Raw genomic sequence first — 16,563 nt, forward strand, 5'->3', positions numbered from 1 at the left:
CTACCACGGCCTGTGAGCGGTTATCGACTAGGCTGCCAATGTGAGTGAGTCCAACCAGTCCGGCCTGATCGACCTGAACTCCTCCACGGAAGAGCCCGAGGAGAAGGTTTTCCCTGAGCCCGCCCCACTGGAGTCGCATGGTCCCGCACGCGTCATCTCCATGTGCAACCAGAAGGGCGGCGTCGGGAAGACAACCACCACCATCAACCTCGGAGCGGCCCTGGCCGAGTACGGGCGCAAGGTCCTCATCGTCGATTTCGACCCGCAGGGAGCCGCCAGCGCGGGCCTGGGCGTCAACGCCCACGAGCTGGAGTCCACCATCTACAGCCTGCTGGTCTCCACCAGTCCGGACGTGCGCCCAGTGATCCACTCCACGCCCGCCGAGGGGCTTGACATTGTCCCGGCCAATATCGACCTGTCCGCGGCCGAGGTCCAGCTGGTCAACGAGGTCGCCCGCGAGCAGGCCCTGACCCGGGTCATCCGCCCGGTGCTGGATGAGTACGACGCCATCCTGGTCGACTGCCAGCCCTCGCTGGGGCTGCTGACCATTAACGCCCTGACGGCCTCCCACGGCGTCATCATCCCGCTGGAGACCGAGTTCTTCGCACTGCGCGGCGTCGCCCTGCTGGTGGAGACCGTCGACCGGGTCCGCGACCGCCTCAACCCCCGCCTGCAGATCGACGGCATCCTGGCCACCATGGTCGACCACCGCACCCTGCACGCCCGCGAGGTCCTCGAGCGCCTCGACGACGCCTTCGGCGAGCAGCTCTACGACACGCAGATCCGCAGGACCATCAAGTTCCCCGACGCCACCGTCGCCAACGAGCCGATCACCAGCTACGCCCCGACCCACCCCGGCGCGGAGGCCTACCGTCGGCTCGCCCGGGAGGTTATCGCCCGCGGCAATGTCGCCTGAGGCGGCCCCTGAGAGCGCCCCGGCCTCCCTGGCTGCGTCGGCGGGCGGCGAGGAGGAGACGGCGGCGCGCCTCCCCGGCTTCTCCGTCAGCCTGCCCCAGTTCGAGGGCCCCTTCGACCTGCTCCTGGCCCTCATTGCGCGTCGCCGCCTGGACGTCACCGAGCTCGCCCTGGCGGAGGTCACCGACGAGTTCATCGCCCATATGCGCGCCGACTGGGATCTGGGGCGGGCCAGCGAGTTCGTCGTCGTCGCCTCCACCCTGCTCGCCCTCAAGGCCCACCGCCTTCTTCCGCACGAGGACGGCGACGAGGAGGAGGACTTGGAGCTCCTCGAGGCCCAGGACCTCCTGTTCGCCCGTCTCCTGCAGTACCGCGCCTACAAGCAGGCCTCCCGGTGGCTGGCCGACATGGCCGCCGCCGCCTCGCGCAGCCACCCCCGCGTCGTCGGCCTGACCCCCGAGCTCGCCGCGCTGCTGCCCCGGCTCGTGGCCACCATCGACGCCGCCGAGCTCGCCCGGCTGGCGGTGCGGGCCTTCACCAGGCCCGCGGACCCCGGCGTCCAGACCGTCCACCTGCACGAGCGGGTGGCCGTCGGAGAGCAGCTGAGCCTGATCGCCCTGCGCCTGCGGCGCCACGGCACCCTGACCTTCAGCCGGCTCATCGACGACGCCGGGCGCTCCGCCGTCGTCGTGGCCCGATTCCTGGCCCTGCTCATCCTGCACCGCCAGGGCAGCGTCGATCTTGATCAGAGCGAGCCGATGGGGGAGATCACCGTGGCGTGGTGCGGCGGCGAGGGGGACCTGGCGGGCATTATGACCCCGGATGCCGAGGAGGAGTTCGAATGAGGCAGAACCCGCCCGCCCGCCAGGGGGAGCTGAGCGCCGTGCCCGGGGACCGCTTGCGGTCCGCGGCCGAGGCGGTGCTCGTCGTCGCCGACGAGCCGGTCACCACCGCGGCGCTGTCCGAGGCCCTCGGGCTGGGGGAGGCCGCCACCGAGGCGCTCCTGGAGTCCCTGGCCGCCGAGTACGCCGGCCGCGACGACGCCGGGCGCCCCCGCGGATTCGTGCTGCGCCGCGCCGCCGGGGGGTGGAGGCTCGCCTCTGCGCCGGAGTTCTCCGACCTCGTCGAGCGCTTCGTCGTCGGCGGGGCGACGGCCCGCCTGTCCCAGGCGGCCCTGGAGACCCTCGCCGTCGTCGCCTACCGCCAGCCCGTCACCCGCGGGCGCATCGCCGCGATCCGCGGCGTCAACGTCGACGGCGTCGTGCGCACCCTGCACGCGCGCGGCCTCATCGAGGAGACCGGCACCGAGCCCAGCGGCGCGATCCTGTACCGCACGACCGCTGAGTTCCTGGAGTACCTGGGCCTGGACTCCCTGGAGGACCTGCCGCCCCTGGCCCCCTACCTGCCCGACACCACGGCCCTGGACGACATTGAGGACGAGATGACCGAGAGGAACTACCGATGAGCGGCGACGAGCTCGACCTGACCGGTCAGGAGTTCTACGACGAGGACGACCTGGAGGAGCTGGACGAGACCGCCGACTCCGGCCAGTTGGCCGCCTTTGACGCCGAGGCGCTGGGCGAGGACGAGGAGGCCGAGCTCCTCGCCGCCCGCCGCCGCGCCGCCCGCGGCGGGATCGACGACCCGCACGTCGCCGGCGGCGAGCGCCTCCAGAAGGTCCTGGCCCACGCCGGCGTGGCCTCCCGGCGCGCCTGCGAGGCGCTCATCGCTTCGGGACGGGTCAGCGTGGACGGGGTGACCGTGACCGGGCCCGGCGTGAGGGTCGACCCCGTGGCGCAGGAGATCCGGGTTGACGGCGCCCGCGTCCTGACCGACCCCGACGTCATCACCGTCATGCTGCACAAGCCCGCCGGGGTGGTCACCACCATGGAGGACCCGGAGGGCCGCCCCACCGTCGCCGAGCTCGGGGCCCGGTGGGTGGCCGAGCACGCCGCCGAGCTGGAGAGCCCCGGCTCCATCCGTCTCGTGCACGTGGGGCGCCTGGACACCGAGACCGAGGGACTGCTGCTGCTGTCCAACGACGGCGAGCTCGCGCACCGCCTCACTCACCCCAGCTATGAGATCGCCAAGACCTATGTGGCGATTGTCGAGGGGAGGGTGGAGCACTGGGTGCCGCGCAAGCTCAGGCGAGGCATCGAGCTGGACGATGGCGAGGCCCGGGCGGACCGCGTCACGATCAAGGACTCCGGGCCGCGCGGCTCCATCGTCGAGATCACGCTGCACTCCGGCCGGAACCGCATTGTGCGGCGCATGCTGGCCGCGGTCGACTACCCGGTGACGCGCCTGGTCCGCACCAGGCTGGGACCGCTGACGCTCGGGTCTCTGAGCCCCGGGAAGATGCGGCGGCTCACCGGCGACGAGGTCGCAGCCCTCCAGAACGAGGTCGGGCTGTGAACGGCTCCTCCTCGCCGGCGTTCTCGACCCGGGGGCCGGTGCTCGTCGTGGGAACCGGCCTGCTGGGCACCTCGCTCGCCCTGGCCCTGACCGCCGCCGGAGTCCAGGTGCAGCTGTCCGACACCTCGCCCACCTCCCTGGCCCTGGCCCGCGACATGGGCGCCGGGCGGGTGCGCGCCAGCGGCGACGCCGAGCCGCGCATGGTCGTAGTCGCCACGCCCCCCGACGTCGCCGCGAGCGTCGTGGTGCGCGAGCTGGACGCTCACCCGGGCGCCGTGGTCACCGACGTCGCCTCCGTCAAGAACCGCGTCGCCGCAGAGGTCCGCGCCCGTGGGGGCGAGGGCGCGCGCCGCTACGTCGGCTCCCACCCCATGGCGGGCCGTGAGCGCTCCGGGGCCGCAGCCGCGGACTCCGACCTGTTCGCCGGGCGCCCCTGGGTGGTCGTGGGGGAGGGGGCCGACCCGGAGGCGGTGCTCCGGGTCCGCAACCTCGCCGTCGACGTCGGCGCCACCCCGGTGGCCATGGGCGCCGCCGAGCACGACGCCGCGGTCGCGGCCGTCTCGCACGTCCCCCAGTTGCTCAGCTCGCTGATGGCCGCACGGCTGGAGGACCTGCCCGAGTCGGCGCTGGCCCTGGCTGGCCAGGGTCTGCGCGACACCACCCGTATCGCCGCCTCCGACCCGCGCCTGTGGTCGGCGATCGTGGTCGGCAACGCCGGGCCGGTGGCCGAGCTGCTGCGCGCCGTGCGCGACGACCTCGACATTCTCATCACAGGCGTCGGCCCCGCCGCGCTGCCGCCCGACTCCCCCGAGTACGCCGCCCCGGGGGGTGCGGAGACGATCGCCCCGGGAGCGGTGGGCGCCGTCACCGACGTCATGAGTCGCGGCAACACCGGGCGGGCCCGCATTCCCGGCAAGCACGGCGGTGCGCCGCGCCGCTACGCCGTGGTCCAGGTCCTCGTGCCGGACTCGGCCGGTGAGCTCGGCAGGCTCTTGTCCGACGTGGGGGCGGCCGGGGTCAATGTCGAGGACTTCTCTATGGAGCACTCCGCCGGGCAGAGCGCCGGCCTCGCCATGCTCTCCGTGCTGCCCGCGGCGGCCCAGGGCCTCCAGGAGGCGCTGGACGCGAAGGACTGGCGGGTCGTCGCCGGCTAAGACTCCGCTCCGGTTCTCCGGCTCCTCTTCTCGACGGGCGACTTCAAGAACGACAGGCCGACTGCTATCAGCAAGAACGCTGTGGCCGGATTGTGCGGCAGATCGAGGAAGAGGTCTCCCACTGCAAGGCAGAGGCCCAGGACTCCGAATACATTTGCCGGGTTCTCGTTCAGGTGCAACCATGCTAACCGTCGCCCGTCGTCGGGGCGACCTCTACGATAGATTGTCGGCGGCTGCAGCGACGTGCATTCAACGCCTATCACTGCTTCCCTCCAAGTTGCTCACCAGGTGAGTCTCAGATGATTCCTAACCGGTTCTCTGGCGGGAGAGGCCTCGCGTGCGGGAGCGTGGGTGACCCTTCACAGGATCTACGGGCTCAGGCCGCGACGTGCCGCTGTGGATGACGGCAGCCGGGTGAGGGTGCTGCGGCCCCCGCCGTGCGCGATCTCATGGCGGTCGCGCACCGAGGAGGTGCGCCGCCTGTGGGACCCTTGGACGGGTTCATCGACGTCTGGAGGAAGCACATGGGAATCGTCGTCGCGATCGACGGGCCGAGCGGATCGGGCAAGTCGACCGTTTCCAGGCGCGTCGCCTCCAGGCTCGGCCTGGCCTATCTCGACACCGGCGCCATGTACCGGGCGGCCGCCTGGTGGTGCGAGCACGAGGGCGTGGACCTTGATGACTCGGGCGCCGTGGTGCGCGCGGTCGAGGCCATGCCCCTCGTCATGGGCATGGACCCCGAGGCGCCCGGCGTCGTGTGCGACGGCGAGGACATCGCCACCGCCATCCGCGACCCCCACATCGCCACCATCGTCTCCAGGGTCGCCACCAACCTCGAGGTCCGCGCCGAGCTCGCCCGCCTCCAGCGCGGGCTCATCCGCGCCGAGGCCTCCGGTGGGCCCGGCACCTTCTCCGACGGCGCTGGTGTCGTCGCCGAGGGCCGCGACATCACCACCGTCATCGCGCCCGACGCGGACGTCCGCCTGCTCATCACCGCCAGCGAGGAGGCCCGGCTCGCCCGCCGCGCCGCCGACCTGGAGGCCGCCGGCAAAAGCGTCGACGCCGCCGCCCTGCGCGACCAGGTGGTCCGCCGCGACCGGGACGACGCCACCGTCTCCCAGTTCCTCACCGCCCCGGAGGGCGTCACTCTCGTGGACACCTCCGAGATGGACCTGCCCGAGACCGTCGAGCACGTCATCTCCCTGATCGAGGCGTCCCTCGACCGGGCCGCCGAGCACGACCGCCAGGACATCCTGCGGGCCCAGGCGCTGCGCCAGGGGCTGGCCGACTACGAGCTCGACGAGGACGACCTCGCCCTGCTGGACGGCCGGGACGCCCCGGCCGACGGCTCCGGCCCGGAGACAGGACTGCCCGTCCTGGCCGTCATCGGCAGGCCCAACGTCGGCAAGTCGACCCTGGTCAACCGCGTCCTGGGGCGCCGGGCGGCCGTGGTCCAGGACGTCCCCGGCGTCACCCGCGACCGCGTCTCCTACCCGGCGGAGTGGGCCGGGCGCCACTTCACCATCGTGGACACCGGCGGCTGGGAGGTGGACGTCGCGGGGCTGGAGGCCGCCGTCGCCGCCCAGGCCGAGGCCGCCGTCGAGATGTCCGACGCCGTGCTGCTCGTCGTCGACGCCCAGGTCGGCATCACCGAGACCGACGCGCGCATCGTGCGCATGCTGCGCGGGTCGGGCAGGCCCGTCGTGCTGGCCGCCAACAAGGTGGACTCACCGGCCCAGGAGGGAGACGCCGCCGCCCTGTGGAGCCTGGGGCTCGGCGAGCCCTACGCGCTCTCCGCCCTGCACGGGCGCGGCAGCGGCGAGGTCCTGGACGCCGCCATGGCGATCCTGCCCGAGGTCTCCGCCGTCGCCGGACCGGGGCCCGACGACGGCCTGCACCGCATCGCCCTGGTGGGACGGCCGAACGTCGGCAAGTCCTCCCTGCTCAACTCCATCGCCAGAGCCACCCGCGTGGTGGTCAACGAGATGGCGGGCACCACCCGCGACCCGGTCGATGAGGTCCTCGAGCTCGACGGGCGCCAGTGGGTCTTCGTGGACACCGCCGGGATCCGCCGTCGTGTGAGGCAGGCCCGCGGCGCCGACTACTACGCGTTCCTGCGCACCCAGGGCGCCATTGAGAAGGCCGAGGTCGCCGTCGTCCTCCTGGACGCCTCCGAGCCGGTCACCGACCAGGACGTGCGCGTCATCCAGCAGACGATCGACGCCGGGAGGGCCCTCGTACTGGTCAACAACAAGTGGGACCTGGTCGGCGAGGAGCGCCGCCGGATGCTCGCCCGGGAGGCCGGGCGCGACCTGGCCCACGTGGCCTGGGCGCCGCACATCAACCTGTCGGCACGCACCGGCTGGCACACCAACCGGCTCGTGCGGGCCCTGGACACCGCCCTCGAGGGATGGACGACGCGCATCCCGACCGGCCGCCTCAACGCCTTCCTCGGGGAGCTGCAGTCCGCGACCCCGCACCCGCTGCGCGGCGGCAAGCAGCCCCGGATCCTGTTCGCAACCCAGGTGCAGACCGCGCCGCCGCGCATTGTCATCTTCGCCACCGGTTTCCTGGAGGCCGGCTACCGCCGCTTCATCGAGCGGCGCCTGCGCGAGGAGTTCGGCTTCGTCGGCACGCCCATCCAGATCGGGGTGCGTGTGCGCGAGAAGCGCAAACGGCGCTGAGAGGGGATCAGGCGGCTTGCGCCCTTCTGCCATCGTGCGAGAATCGCGCGCATGTCCCGCCTCATCGATGTCCATGCCCACTATGTTCCGGACTTCTACCGTCAGGCGCTTATCGACTCAGGCAGCAGCACTCCCGACGGCTCGCCCATCCCCGCATGGGACGAGGAGACGCACCTGGCGCGCCTGGAGGAGCTGTGCCTGGACGCAGCGGTCCTGTCCTTGTCCAGCCCCGGGGTGAGCGGACTGCCCGATCCAGCGGCAATGGCGCGGCGCGTCAATGAGCGCGGTCATGAGATCGCGCGCAGGCACCCCGACGCATTCGCTTATCTCGCCTGCCTCCCGCTTCCCGATGTTCCCGCGTCCTGCGCCGAGGCCGCATGGGCGCTCACCGACGGAGGCGCCGCGGGAATCGGCCTTCTGACCAGCTACGACGGGATCTATCCGGGCGCCCCCGAGCTTGAGCCGCTGCTCGAGATCCTCGATGCCCGCGCGGCGACGGTCGTCATCCACCCGACCTCGCCTCGGGGCGCCGAGCATCTGACCTGCGGGAGGCCGAGCCCCGTCATCGAGTACCTCTTCGAGACCACCCGCGCCGTCACCGATCTCCTCCTCGCCGGCGCGGTGGCCCGCCACCCGCGCATCCGGTGGGTCGTGCTCCACAACGGCGCGGCGATCCCGTCCGTGATCGACCGGGTCGTCATGTTCGCCGAGGTGATCCTCGGGGCCGAGGCGGAGCCGCTGGCGCAGCTGCGCTCCATGTTCTTCGAGATCGGCTCCTCCGCGCCCTTCCCCCGGGCCGCGCGGAGCATCGCCGGCCTGGTCGGCGCCGAGCAGCTGGTCCTGGGCACCGATACCCCCTATGCCCCGCCACGGGTCGTCACCGAGAGCATCTCGCGGATTCTGGCCGGAGAGCTGGACCAGGTGGTGGACATCGGGCGCATTGCATCGACCACGGCCGCGCTCTTCCCAGCCCTGGCCGGAGGGCCATCAGCCGGCCATCCATCACACGAGAAAGTTAAGGAGAAGCAACAGTGAGCCGCCCAGACGCCAGCCAGTCGCCCGCCGCCAAGACGGTCATGCCGCACCGGGCCGTGGACCCGGTCATGCTGTTCTTCGACCTCGTCTACGTCTTCCTCATCACCGAGCTCAACGGCGTGCTGCGCGCCGAGGAGGGATGGCGGGGGATCGTCCACTGCGCCGTCCTGCTGGCCCTCATCTACTGGCAGTGGGTGCTGGTGACCGTGCAGTCGAGCATTCGCGACGCCTCCACCAGCCGCCACCGCTTCGTCATTATGCTCCTCATGCTCATCGCCATGGTCAGCGCGGTGGCACTGCCCCAGGCCTTCGGAGACCGGGCGCTCCTGTTCGCCGTCACCTGCTGGACGTCCCGCCTGGTCATCACCTTCCTGCTCGCCCGCAGCGAGAACAGCAAGGCCTTCCGCATGGACCTGACCTCCAGCCTCATCCAGGGCCCGATTCTTCTCGGCGGGGCCGCTCTGGGAGGCGCCGGGCAGCTGGCGCTGTGGAGCCTGGCCGCGCTGTGGGAGATCACAGCGCCCTTCCTGCACAGTCGGGCCATGCGCGCCCAGCGCTACGACGTCGGCAACGTGGTCGAGCGCTTCAGCCTCCTCATTATTGTGGCACTGGGGGAGACCATCGTCTCGATCGTGACCCCCCAGGCCGATCTCGAGCACCTGTCCTGGGCCGGCCTGGGCGGGCTCGTCGCCGCCTTCATCCTCGTGGGCGGGCTGTGGTGGGCCTACTTCCACCACAGCCTCAGCCTCATGGAGCACTACATCGGCCGGGCGCGCATCACCTTCTTCGCAGTGCGCAGCCTCCTGGCCTACGGCCACCTGGCCCTTGCCGCCGGGCTCATCGCCCTGGCGGCGGGGCTCCACCACGTGATGGAGGAGCCGAACCACCGCGTCCCGGCGGAGGCGACCGCCCTGCTGTGCGGAGGCGTCGTCGTCTTCCTCGCCATGTTCGCCGTCGTGCGTCTGCGCAACGCCCGGCGGATCTACCGGTCCCGGGTCGTGGCGTGCCTGCTGTGCCTGGCCCTCATCCCGGCGGGGACCCGCATGAGCGGGCTGCTCCTGGTCGCCCTCCTCGCGGCCGTCGCCGTGGCCGAGTGCGCCTGGGAGACCCTCGCCCCGCGCAGCGCGGGCGTGCCCGAGCACGAGGAGCTCGCGCACCTGGCGGCGACCGCCTGAGCCCGGCGGTTGACGACGATAGGGTGGCGCAGATGGATACCACGACCGACGGAACCGACGGATACGAGCCGAGCCCCGCGGTGAAGGCCCACCTGGACGAGCTGGACCGCCCCGGGCTGCGCGAGCTGGTGCTGACGCTGGCCGGCCGCTCCGAGACGGCGCGCCAGGCGCTGGAGACTGCAGCCGGGCTCGCCGAGGGCTGGCGGGATCCGGCGGAGAACGACCTGGTTCGAAGAGCGGACGCCCTGCTGTCCGCGCCCAATGGCTACGAGGGCTACGACCCCTATGACGACTACTTCGACGGTTATAACGACAACGGCTATGCCGCCGACATCGGCGCCTTCCTGGACGAGCTGGAAGCCCTGATGCGCAGTGGCGGGGCCGACGCCGCCGCCCTCCCGCTGCGCATGATCATGACGCGCCTGAGCCCGGACCTGGAGGAGGGCCTGGGCGATCTCGAGGGCCTGACGGAGGCGGTCTGCGAGCGGGCCGCGGACCTGTATGCGCGCGCGTGCCGCGAGGGCAGCCCCGACGTCGAGGCGCTGGCGGTGTGGCTGGTCCAGCATCGGTTGGCGTTCCCGAGCTGCCCGACCCTCGCCCTTGCCGATTTCCTGGCTGCGCTGGGGGAGGAGGGACTCGCCGCCTACCGGCGGGCCGTCGCGGATGCTCCAGCCGGCCGGGAGAGGCTCAGGCTCGAGCTGGAGCTGGCCGACTCGGAAGGGGACGTCGATCGGGCCGTCGAGCTGTTGGCGCGGGGGAGCGCCCCCGGTACGCAAGGATAATCAAGCAGCCGCTGGCGGCGGGACAGGGCCGAGAGGCCCTGGGCCGGCTCGACCGCGCAGATCGCCGTGCGGTTGTGCGACATCGCCGCGGCCGCCGACGAGGCCGCCGCTGCGGGGACCGCCGTCGGACACCTATTCTTCGAGCATGAGCGTCCAGAACTTCTACGCTCTCGACGACGGCGCGGTGGCGGACGTCTCTCGCGAACAAGATGGAAGCCATGAGAGGGAGGCCTACGACGACTGAGCACGGGCAGACACGGGACCTCGGCCCAGGGCGCCGGGGCGCACGCCCCCTACACTGATCTCATGCTGAAGCCCGTCGATGCCACCACCACGCCCGCCTGGAAACAGCTCACCGAGCTCCACAAGAACCTTCACCCCGACCTGCGCGCCTGGTTCGCCGAGGACCCCGGCCGCGCCGAACGCTACTCCTACGAGGTGGGCGACCTCTTCGTCGACCTGTCCAAGAACTTCCTCACCGACGAGGTGCGCGACGCCCTGGCCCGGCTGGCCGAGGCCGTCGACGTCCCGGGCCGCCGCGACGCCATGTTCGCCGGCGAGCACATCAACATCACCGAGGACCGCGCCGTCCTCCACACCGCGCTGCGCCGCCCGGCGACCGACTCCCTGACCGTGGACGGCCAGGACGTCGTCGTCGATGTCCACGACGTCCTGGAGAGGATCTACGCCTTCGCCCGACGCGTGCGCTCGGGGGAGTGGACCGGAGTGACCGGCAAGCGCATTAAGACGGTCGTCAACATCGGGATCGGCGGGTCCGACCTGGGCCCGGTCATGGTCTACGAGGCCTTGAGGCCCTACGTCCAGGACGGCCTGAGCGCCCGCTTCATCTCCAACATCGACCCCACCGACTGCGCCGAGAAGGTCTCCGACCTTGACCCGGAGACGACCCTGTTCATTATCGCCTCCAAGACCTTCACCACCCTGGAGACCCTCACCAATGCCCGCATGGCCCGCGACTGGTTCCTCGGCGCGCTCGCCGAGCGGGGCATCAGCACCGACGGCGCCATCGCCAGGCACTTCGTGGCCGTGTCCACCGCCCTGGACAAGGTCGAGGCCTTCGGCATCGACCCCGCCAACGCCTTCGGCTTCTGGAGCTGGGTGGGCGGACGCTACTCGGTGGACTCCGCCGTCGGCACCGTCCTGGCCGTGGCCATCGGCCCGGAGAGCTTTCGCGACTTCCTGGGCGGCTTCCACGCCGTCGACGAGCACTTCGCCACCAGGCCCCCAGTGCAGAACGTCCCCATGCTCATGGGCCTGCTCAACGTCTGGTACGTCAACTTCTACAAGGCGGACTCGCACGCCGTCCTGCCCTACGCCCAGTACCTGCACCGGTTCCCCGCCTACCTCCAGCAGCTCACCATGGAGTCCAACGGCAAGTCAGTGCGCTGGGACGGCAGCCCGGTGACCACCGAGACCGGTGAGATCTTCTGGGGCGAGCCCGGCACCAACGGCCAGCACGCCTTCTACCAGCTCATCCACCAGGGCACCCGGCTCATCCCCGCCGACTTCATCGCCGTGGCCAACCCCGCCCACCCGACCAAGGACGGGGGGACAGACGTCCACGAGCTCTTCCTGTCCAACTACCTGGCCCAGACGGCCGCCCTCGCCTTCGGCAAGACCGCCGAGGAGGTGCGCGCTGAGGGCACGGCCGAGGCCATTGTCCCGGCGCGCGTCTTCGCCGGGAACAAGCCGACGACGTCGATCCTGGCTCCCGCTCTCACGCCGTCGGTGGTGGGCCAGCTCATCGCCCTGTACGAGCACATCACCTTCACCGAGGGCATCGTGTGGGGCATCGACTCCTTCGACCAGTGGGGCGTGGAGCTCGGCAAGAAGCTCGCTCTTCAGATCGCCCCCGCCGTCCAGGGCGACGCCGCCGCTCTGGAGGCCCAGGACGCCTCCACCCAGCAGCTCATCCGCCGCTACCGGGAGCTGCGGCACTGAGCGCAGGACCCGATCGGGCCGCCGGGGGCGCTCCCGGCGGGGCCGGTGCTCCCGGCCTCGGGCCGGGGGAGCCGGTCATCGCGGCCGGGCGCCTGCGGCCGCTGTCGGCGGCGCAGAGGCGCCGCTACTGCCGCAACATGCTCGTCCCCGAGGTGGGCGTGGCCGGGCAGCAGCGCATCCGGGCGGCCCGCGTCCTGATCGTGGGGGCGGGCGGGCTCGGCTCGCCCGTGGCCCTCTACCTGGCGGCCGCGGGGGTGGGGGGCCTCGGCATTGTCGACGACGACGTCGTGGCCATCTCCAACCTGCAGCGCCAGGTCGTCCACACGACGCCGGGAGTGGGGCAGGCGAAGGTGGAGTCGGCACGGCGCGCCGTGGAGGCCCTCAACCCCGACGTCGAAGTCGTCGCGCACCGGACCGCGCTGACGAGCGCGAACGCGCTGGAGCTGCTGGCCGGGTGGGACGTCGTCGTCGACGGGACGGACAACTTTCCGACGCGCTACCTGCTCAACGACGCCTGCGTCATGCTCGGGATTCCGCTCGTGCACGGGGCCGTGTTCCGCTCCGACGGGCAGGTGGCCGTCTTCGACGCTCGGCGCGGCCCGTGCTACCGCTGCCTTCACCCGACGCCGCCCGAGCCGGGGGCGGTGCCCTCGTGCGCCGAGGGCGGGGTGCTGGGAGTCATGCCGGGGATTATCGGGACCATGCAGGCCGCCGAGGCGCTCAAGCTCATTGTCGGCGGGGCGCAGCCGCTCATCGGGCGCATGGTGCTGCTCAACGCCTGGAGGGGGCGGGGCGGCGAGCTGCCGATCGCCAAGAACCCGGCCTGCCCCGTGTGCGGGGCCGAACCCACCATCACCGAGCTCGGCGACTACGAGGCCTTCTGCGGTGTGCGGACGCCGGGGGATACTGATGACGGAAGCGCCAACGAGCCGAGAGGACGCACCATGAACGAGATCACCGCCACCGAGCTGCGCGCGCGGGTCGCCGCGGGCCGGGCGCCCGGAAGCACGTACACGCTGCTGGACGTGCGCGAGCCCAGCGAGGTCGCGATCGATGCCATAGAGGGCTCCCTGCGGATCCCGCTGGGGGAGGTCGTGGAGCGCATGGGCGAGCTGGACCCGGGCCGGGAGACGGTCGTCCACTGCGCCGCCGGGGTGCGCTCGGCGCGGGCCATCGAGGCGTTGACGGCGGCCGGCTACACGGGGGCGCTCACCAACCTCGCCGGCGGCATGAAGGCCTGGAACGAGAGCGCCCGAGCCGGGGGCGGCCTCGGGGCCCATCGGAGCGGGCGGTGAGTGGCGTCACCGCCCGCAGATTTCGAGACCGGGGGACTCATGGGCTAGAGTTCTACCCGTTGCGAGCGGTGCCGGGCCGCGAGGCGACGGGCTGTGGCGCAGTTTGGTAGCGCACTTGACTGGGGGTCAAGGGGTCGTGGGTTCAAATCCCGCCAGCCCGACCAAACACTCGACACTCAAACCCACGTCCTGGGAGACCTCAGACGTGGGTTTTTGGGTTGAAAACGGCTTGTTTTGGACGGTTTTTGGTGGTTTGAAGCCGCGAGGTCGGCTCGGCGGCTGCGTGGCGGGGCTGGTGCTTGCGACCTCGTGACCCCCTGCGACCTGGTGATTCCGTGGTGCTTGCAGGGTCTGTGCTGCGCCTGGCGGCTGCGGCGTGTGGGGCGGGTTGCTGGCTGTGGTGGCAGGGGCTGCGGTCTGGTCTGTCTTCAGGTAGTCGGCCGGCTGGGGCGCTGTCGCTGCTACCCTGGGCCGGTTGTGCTGGGTGGTTCCGGTCGTGCTGGCGATAGCCTCATCAGTGCTGTGTGGGTTCTGGTCCTCGTCTGGTTCCTGCGGGTTCGTGGCGAGAGGCTTCATACTCTCCTCGCCCTCGGGCAGGATCTGCTCGCTATCCGTCGGGCTCCCGCCCCTGCTCAGGCCTAGGATGCTGTTGAAGGGCGGTAGGCGGGTGGCGGTGATGATCAGTTGAGCATCCTGCATCGGGAGTCCATCTGATCCTCACTTACGCACTACGCTAAGGCTATGGAGTGCGTGCACCCATCACCGTCGGCCCAGACGAACGTGCTGGCAGAGCTTGAGCCGTGGCCATATCGCTGGCTCGGTCAGCACAGACGAGGCGTCGACCTCGTCGTCCTGAGCATGGTTTTCCTGTACAACCAGGATGTCCTGCTCCTCTCGTCCCGCTCCCTCTTTGTGGAGCTGTGGGGGCTTGAACTGATCAGTGTGGGGCTCGGTGCGTGCTGGCTACTTCGCCGCCGTCGGCCATGGCCTGTGTTCGCTGTGATGATCATTTTGATCTGGATGCAGCTATTCTCGGGTCCTGACACGAACGTTCTTCCTGTGGACAGTCTGGTTGTGTTCATGGTTCATGATCTCGCGGTCACGCAGCGACGACGACGTTCCACACTCGCAGCAGTCCTCGTCATCGCATGGATTTCTATCGCCTTTGCGCCGATCCTCCGGATGGGGCACGCGCCTTTGAGTCTTCCCATACTTGGCTAGTTACCGTGGTCTGGGCATGGACAGCGGGAGCACTCCATCGTGCGCGCCGCGCTCGGATGCTGGCACTTGCGCAGAATGCGGAGTACCGTCTCCAGGCTGCTCGGCTTCAGCACGAGCAGGCCGAGCGCGCCGAGCGCCTGCGGATCGCTCGCGAGATCCACGACATCGTCTCCCACAGTCTGGGGGTCATGGCGGTTGTCGCCGATGGCGCGGCAGCTGTCTCAGCATCGGATCCCGAGCAAGCGGCTACAGCTATGCTTCACGTACGTGATACCGGACGTCGTGCCATGGGAGAAATGCGTCAAATGCTCACCGTCCTGCGCGACGAGGAGGCCCCTGAACACGCACAGGAGCCTGGAGCGAAGGACCTGGAGGAACTCGTCGGCCAGGTGCGTGAAGCGGGTCTTCCGGTTCATCTGAATCTGCCAGAAGGGCGCAGTCTTCCCGGCAGCCGCCTTGGTCTGACGATGTACCGCATCGTCCAAGAGGCGCTGACCAACGTACAGCGGCACGCCGGCGAGGTGAGCCGAGTTGATGTCCGCGTGGACAGACGGTCCGGGTGCTATGTCGTGGAGGTCGCCGACGACGGCGTCACGTCCGAGGGCTCCCTGGACGGCTTCGTCGGGCACGGTCTGGTGGGGATGCGCGAGCGAGTCCACTCCCACGGCGGCACCTTAGATGTGGTGGTCGGGGAGCAGCGTGGTTTCACCCTGAGCGCCGTTCTCCCGCTGTCCGATGCGGAGGAGTCTTCATGAGTGTGAGGATTGTTCTTGTTGATGACCAGGAGATGTACCGGCTCGGGTTCCGGATGCTTCTCCGAGCCCAAGCGGGAATCGAGGTGGTGGGCGAGGCGGGGGACGGCCTGGAGGCACTCGCGCTCCTCGATCGTGTGGAAGCCGACGTGGTCCTCATGGATGTGCGCATGCCGCGCATGGGTGGGATCGAGGCGACGCGGCGACTTGCCGCAGCAGGCGGCCCGCGGGTGATCGTTCTGACGACTTTCGACCTTGATGAGTACACATATGAGGCCATTCGGGCGGGCGCCAGCGGTTTCCTTCTCAAGGACGCCTCATTGGAGGAGCTGGTGGCGGCGATCCGGCACGTCCATGATGGTGATGCGGTCCTGGCCCCCTCAACGACTCGGCGCCTGATCGAAACTTATGCCAGCCAGCTTCAGGCGACTGTCGACAGCGGTATTGGAGGCCGGAAGAGACTGAGAAATCTGACTGGGCGCGAGCGCGAGATTTTTCTCTATATCGCACGCGGTTTTTCCAATCAAGAGATCGCTCGAGACCTCGCTGTCGCTGAAGGAACAGTGCGTGTCCACGTGAGCCGAATTCTGAACAAGCTGGAGCTTCGGGACCGCGCTCAGGCAGTCGTACTCGCCTATGAGAGTGGGCTGGTCTCTCCGCGGTCGAACTCTACGGCAGATCGGTAAGCGCGGGACATAGTGCGCAATAAGCGCAACGCATAGGTGCATCTGGGTCTGCGGGAGGAGGGGAGGCCCCTGGCGAACGGGCACACTATGCCCCATGCCGGAGTTCGTCCAGACCGTCAGCCTCACCAAGCGTTACAAAAAACAGACTGTTGTCGACGGTCTGACCTGACTCATGACGCTTAGTGTGCCGGGGGTGGGGTGCTCAGGGCGGTGAGGATGTCGTTAGCGGCGTCGGTCAGACGCGGTGCGGCTGCGAGGTGGTGGCCGTTGAGGTTGATGGTGACCTCCTGCAGGCTGCGTAGCTCGCGCACGATCCTGGCGATGCTGATCCCGGTGGCGTCCTGGAGGTAGCGGGCTACGGCCAGGGCGGCCATCACCACGGTCAGGTGCGCCTCGATCGCGTCACGGGTGTGGTGAAAGACCGGTCGGGCCCTCAGGTCGTGCTTACTCATCCGGAAAGACTGCTCGACGTGCCACAGCTCGTGAT

At 70.1% G+C, this 16,563-nt stretch carries 14 protein-coding genes, 1 tRNA gene and 1 pseudogene; 15 read left to right on the forward strand and 1 reads right to left on the reverse strand.

Annotation, left to right across the window (positions count from 1 at the left end; genetic code table 11):
- The first annotated feature begins 40 nt into the window (after positions 1-40).
- The 15 genes from O145_RS08010 (at position 41) to O145_RS08075 (ending at position 16,076) form a co-directional block, all read left to right on the forward strand.
- Positions 41-916 carry a ParA family protein gene (locus tag O145_RS08010; protein ID WP_043562143.1) on the forward strand — a complete coding sequence of 292 codons (876 nt, stop codon included), beginning with the start codon at positions 41-43 and terminating at the stop codon, positions 914-916.
- Complete coding sequence (locus O145_RS08015; RefSeq protein ID WP_043562145.1) at positions 906-1,760, forward strand: segregation and condensation protein A; 855 nt, start codon at positions 906-908, stop codon at positions 1,758-1,760. The genes O145_RS08010 and O145_RS08015 overlap by 11 nt, the downstream gene beginning before the upstream one ends.
- Complete coding sequence (scpB, locus tag O145_RS08020; RefSeq protein ID WP_043562147.1) at positions 1,757-2,380, forward strand: SMC-Scp complex subunit ScpB; 624 nt, start codon at positions 1,757-1,759, stop codon at positions 2,378-2,380. Before O145_RS08015 ends, scpB begins: the two co-directional genes overlap by 4 nt.
- Positions 2,377-3,330 carry a pseudouridine synthase gene (locus O145_RS08025; protein ID WP_043562149.1) on the forward strand — a complete coding sequence of 318 codons (954 nt, stop codon included), beginning with the start codon at positions 2,377-2,379 and terminating at the stop codon, positions 3,328-3,330. The genes scpB and O145_RS08025 overlap by 4 nt, the downstream gene beginning before the upstream one ends.
- Positions 3,327-4,484, forward strand: a complete 1,158-nt coding sequence (locus tag O145_RS08030) for a prephenate dehydrogenase (RefSeq protein ID WP_043562151.1) — start codon at positions 3,327-3,329, stop codon at positions 4,482-4,484. The genes O145_RS08025 and O145_RS08030 overlap by 4 nt, the downstream gene beginning before the upstream one ends.
- A gap of 524 nt (positions 4,485-5,008) precedes the next feature.
- Positions 5,009-7,168, forward strand: a complete 2,160-nt coding sequence (der, locus tag O145_RS08035; RefSeq protein ID WP_043562173.1) for a bifunctional cytidylate kinase/GTPase Der — start codon at positions 5,009-5,011, stop codon at positions 7,166-7,168.
- Between the two features lie 51 nt (positions 7,169-7,219).
- On the forward strand, positions 7,220-8,203 hold the full coding sequence (locus O145_RS08040) for an amidohydrolase family protein (RefSeq protein WP_052374841.1): 984 nt from the start codon (positions 7,220-7,222) through the stop codon (positions 8,201-8,203).
- Positions 8,200-9,378 carry a low temperature requirement protein A gene (locus O145_RS08045; RefSeq protein ID WP_229118432.1) on the forward strand — a complete coding sequence of 393 codons (1,179 nt, stop codon included), beginning with the start codon at positions 8,200-8,202 and terminating at the stop codon, positions 9,376-9,378. Before O145_RS08040 ends, O145_RS08045 begins: the two co-directional genes overlap by 4 nt.
- Positions 9,379-9,410: 32 nt before the next feature.
- Complete coding sequence (locus O145_RS16455) at positions 9,411-10,160, forward strand: hypothetical protein (RefSeq protein WP_156966658.1); 750 nt, start codon at positions 9,411-9,413, stop codon at positions 10,158-10,160.
- A gap of 306 nt (positions 10,161-10,466) precedes the next feature.
- Positions 10,467-12,122 (forward strand): glucose-6-phosphate isomerase, encoded by a 1,656-nt coding sequence (gene pgi / locus O145_RS08055; protein WP_043562153.1) that lies wholly within the window; start codon positions 10,467-10,469, stop codon positions 12,120-12,122.
- A 137-nt stretch (positions 12,123-12,259) separates the two neighbouring features.
- A complete protein-coding gene (moeB, locus tag O145_RS08060; protein WP_229118433.1) occupies positions 12,260-13,417 on the forward strand; it encodes a molybdopterin-synthase adenylyltransferase MoeB in 1,158 nt (385 codons plus the stop codon).
- Between the two features lie 87 nt (positions 13,418-13,504).
- Positions 13,505-13,581, forward strand: a tRNA-Pro gene (locus tag O145_RS08065).
- Between the two features lie 577 nt (positions 13,582-14,158).
- Positions 14,159-14,638, forward strand: a complete 480-nt coding sequence (locus O145_RS19065; protein WP_229118434.1) for a DUF7134 domain-containing protein — start codon at positions 14,159-14,161, stop codon at positions 14,636-14,638.
- A 56-nt stretch (positions 14,639-14,694) separates the two neighbouring features.
- The gene (locus tag O145_RS19070) at positions 14,695-15,393 is read left to right on the forward strand and encodes a sensor histidine kinase (RefSeq protein WP_229118435.1); all 699 of its coding nucleotides are present in this window, start codon (positions 14,695-14,697) and stop codon (positions 15,391-15,393) included.
- The gene (locus tag O145_RS08075) at positions 15,390-16,076 is read left to right on the forward strand and encodes a response regulator (protein ID WP_043562154.1); all 687 of its coding nucleotides are present in this window, start codon (positions 15,390-15,392) and stop codon (positions 16,074-16,076) included. The genes O145_RS19070 and O145_RS08075 overlap by 4 nt, the downstream gene beginning before the upstream one ends.
- Before the next feature lie 179 nt (positions 16,077-16,255).
- Here the strand turns inward: O145_RS08075 and O145_RS08080 are convergent.
- Positions 16,256-16,563, reverse strand: a pseudogene (locus O145_RS08080) (IS1634 family transposase); the annotation flags it as partial.

It is taken from the genome of Actinomyces israelii DSM 43320, from assembly GCF_000711965.1.
GTDB classification, from domain to species: Bacteria; Actinomycetota; Actinomycetes; order Actinomycetales; family Actinomycetaceae; genus Actinomyces; species Actinomyces israelii.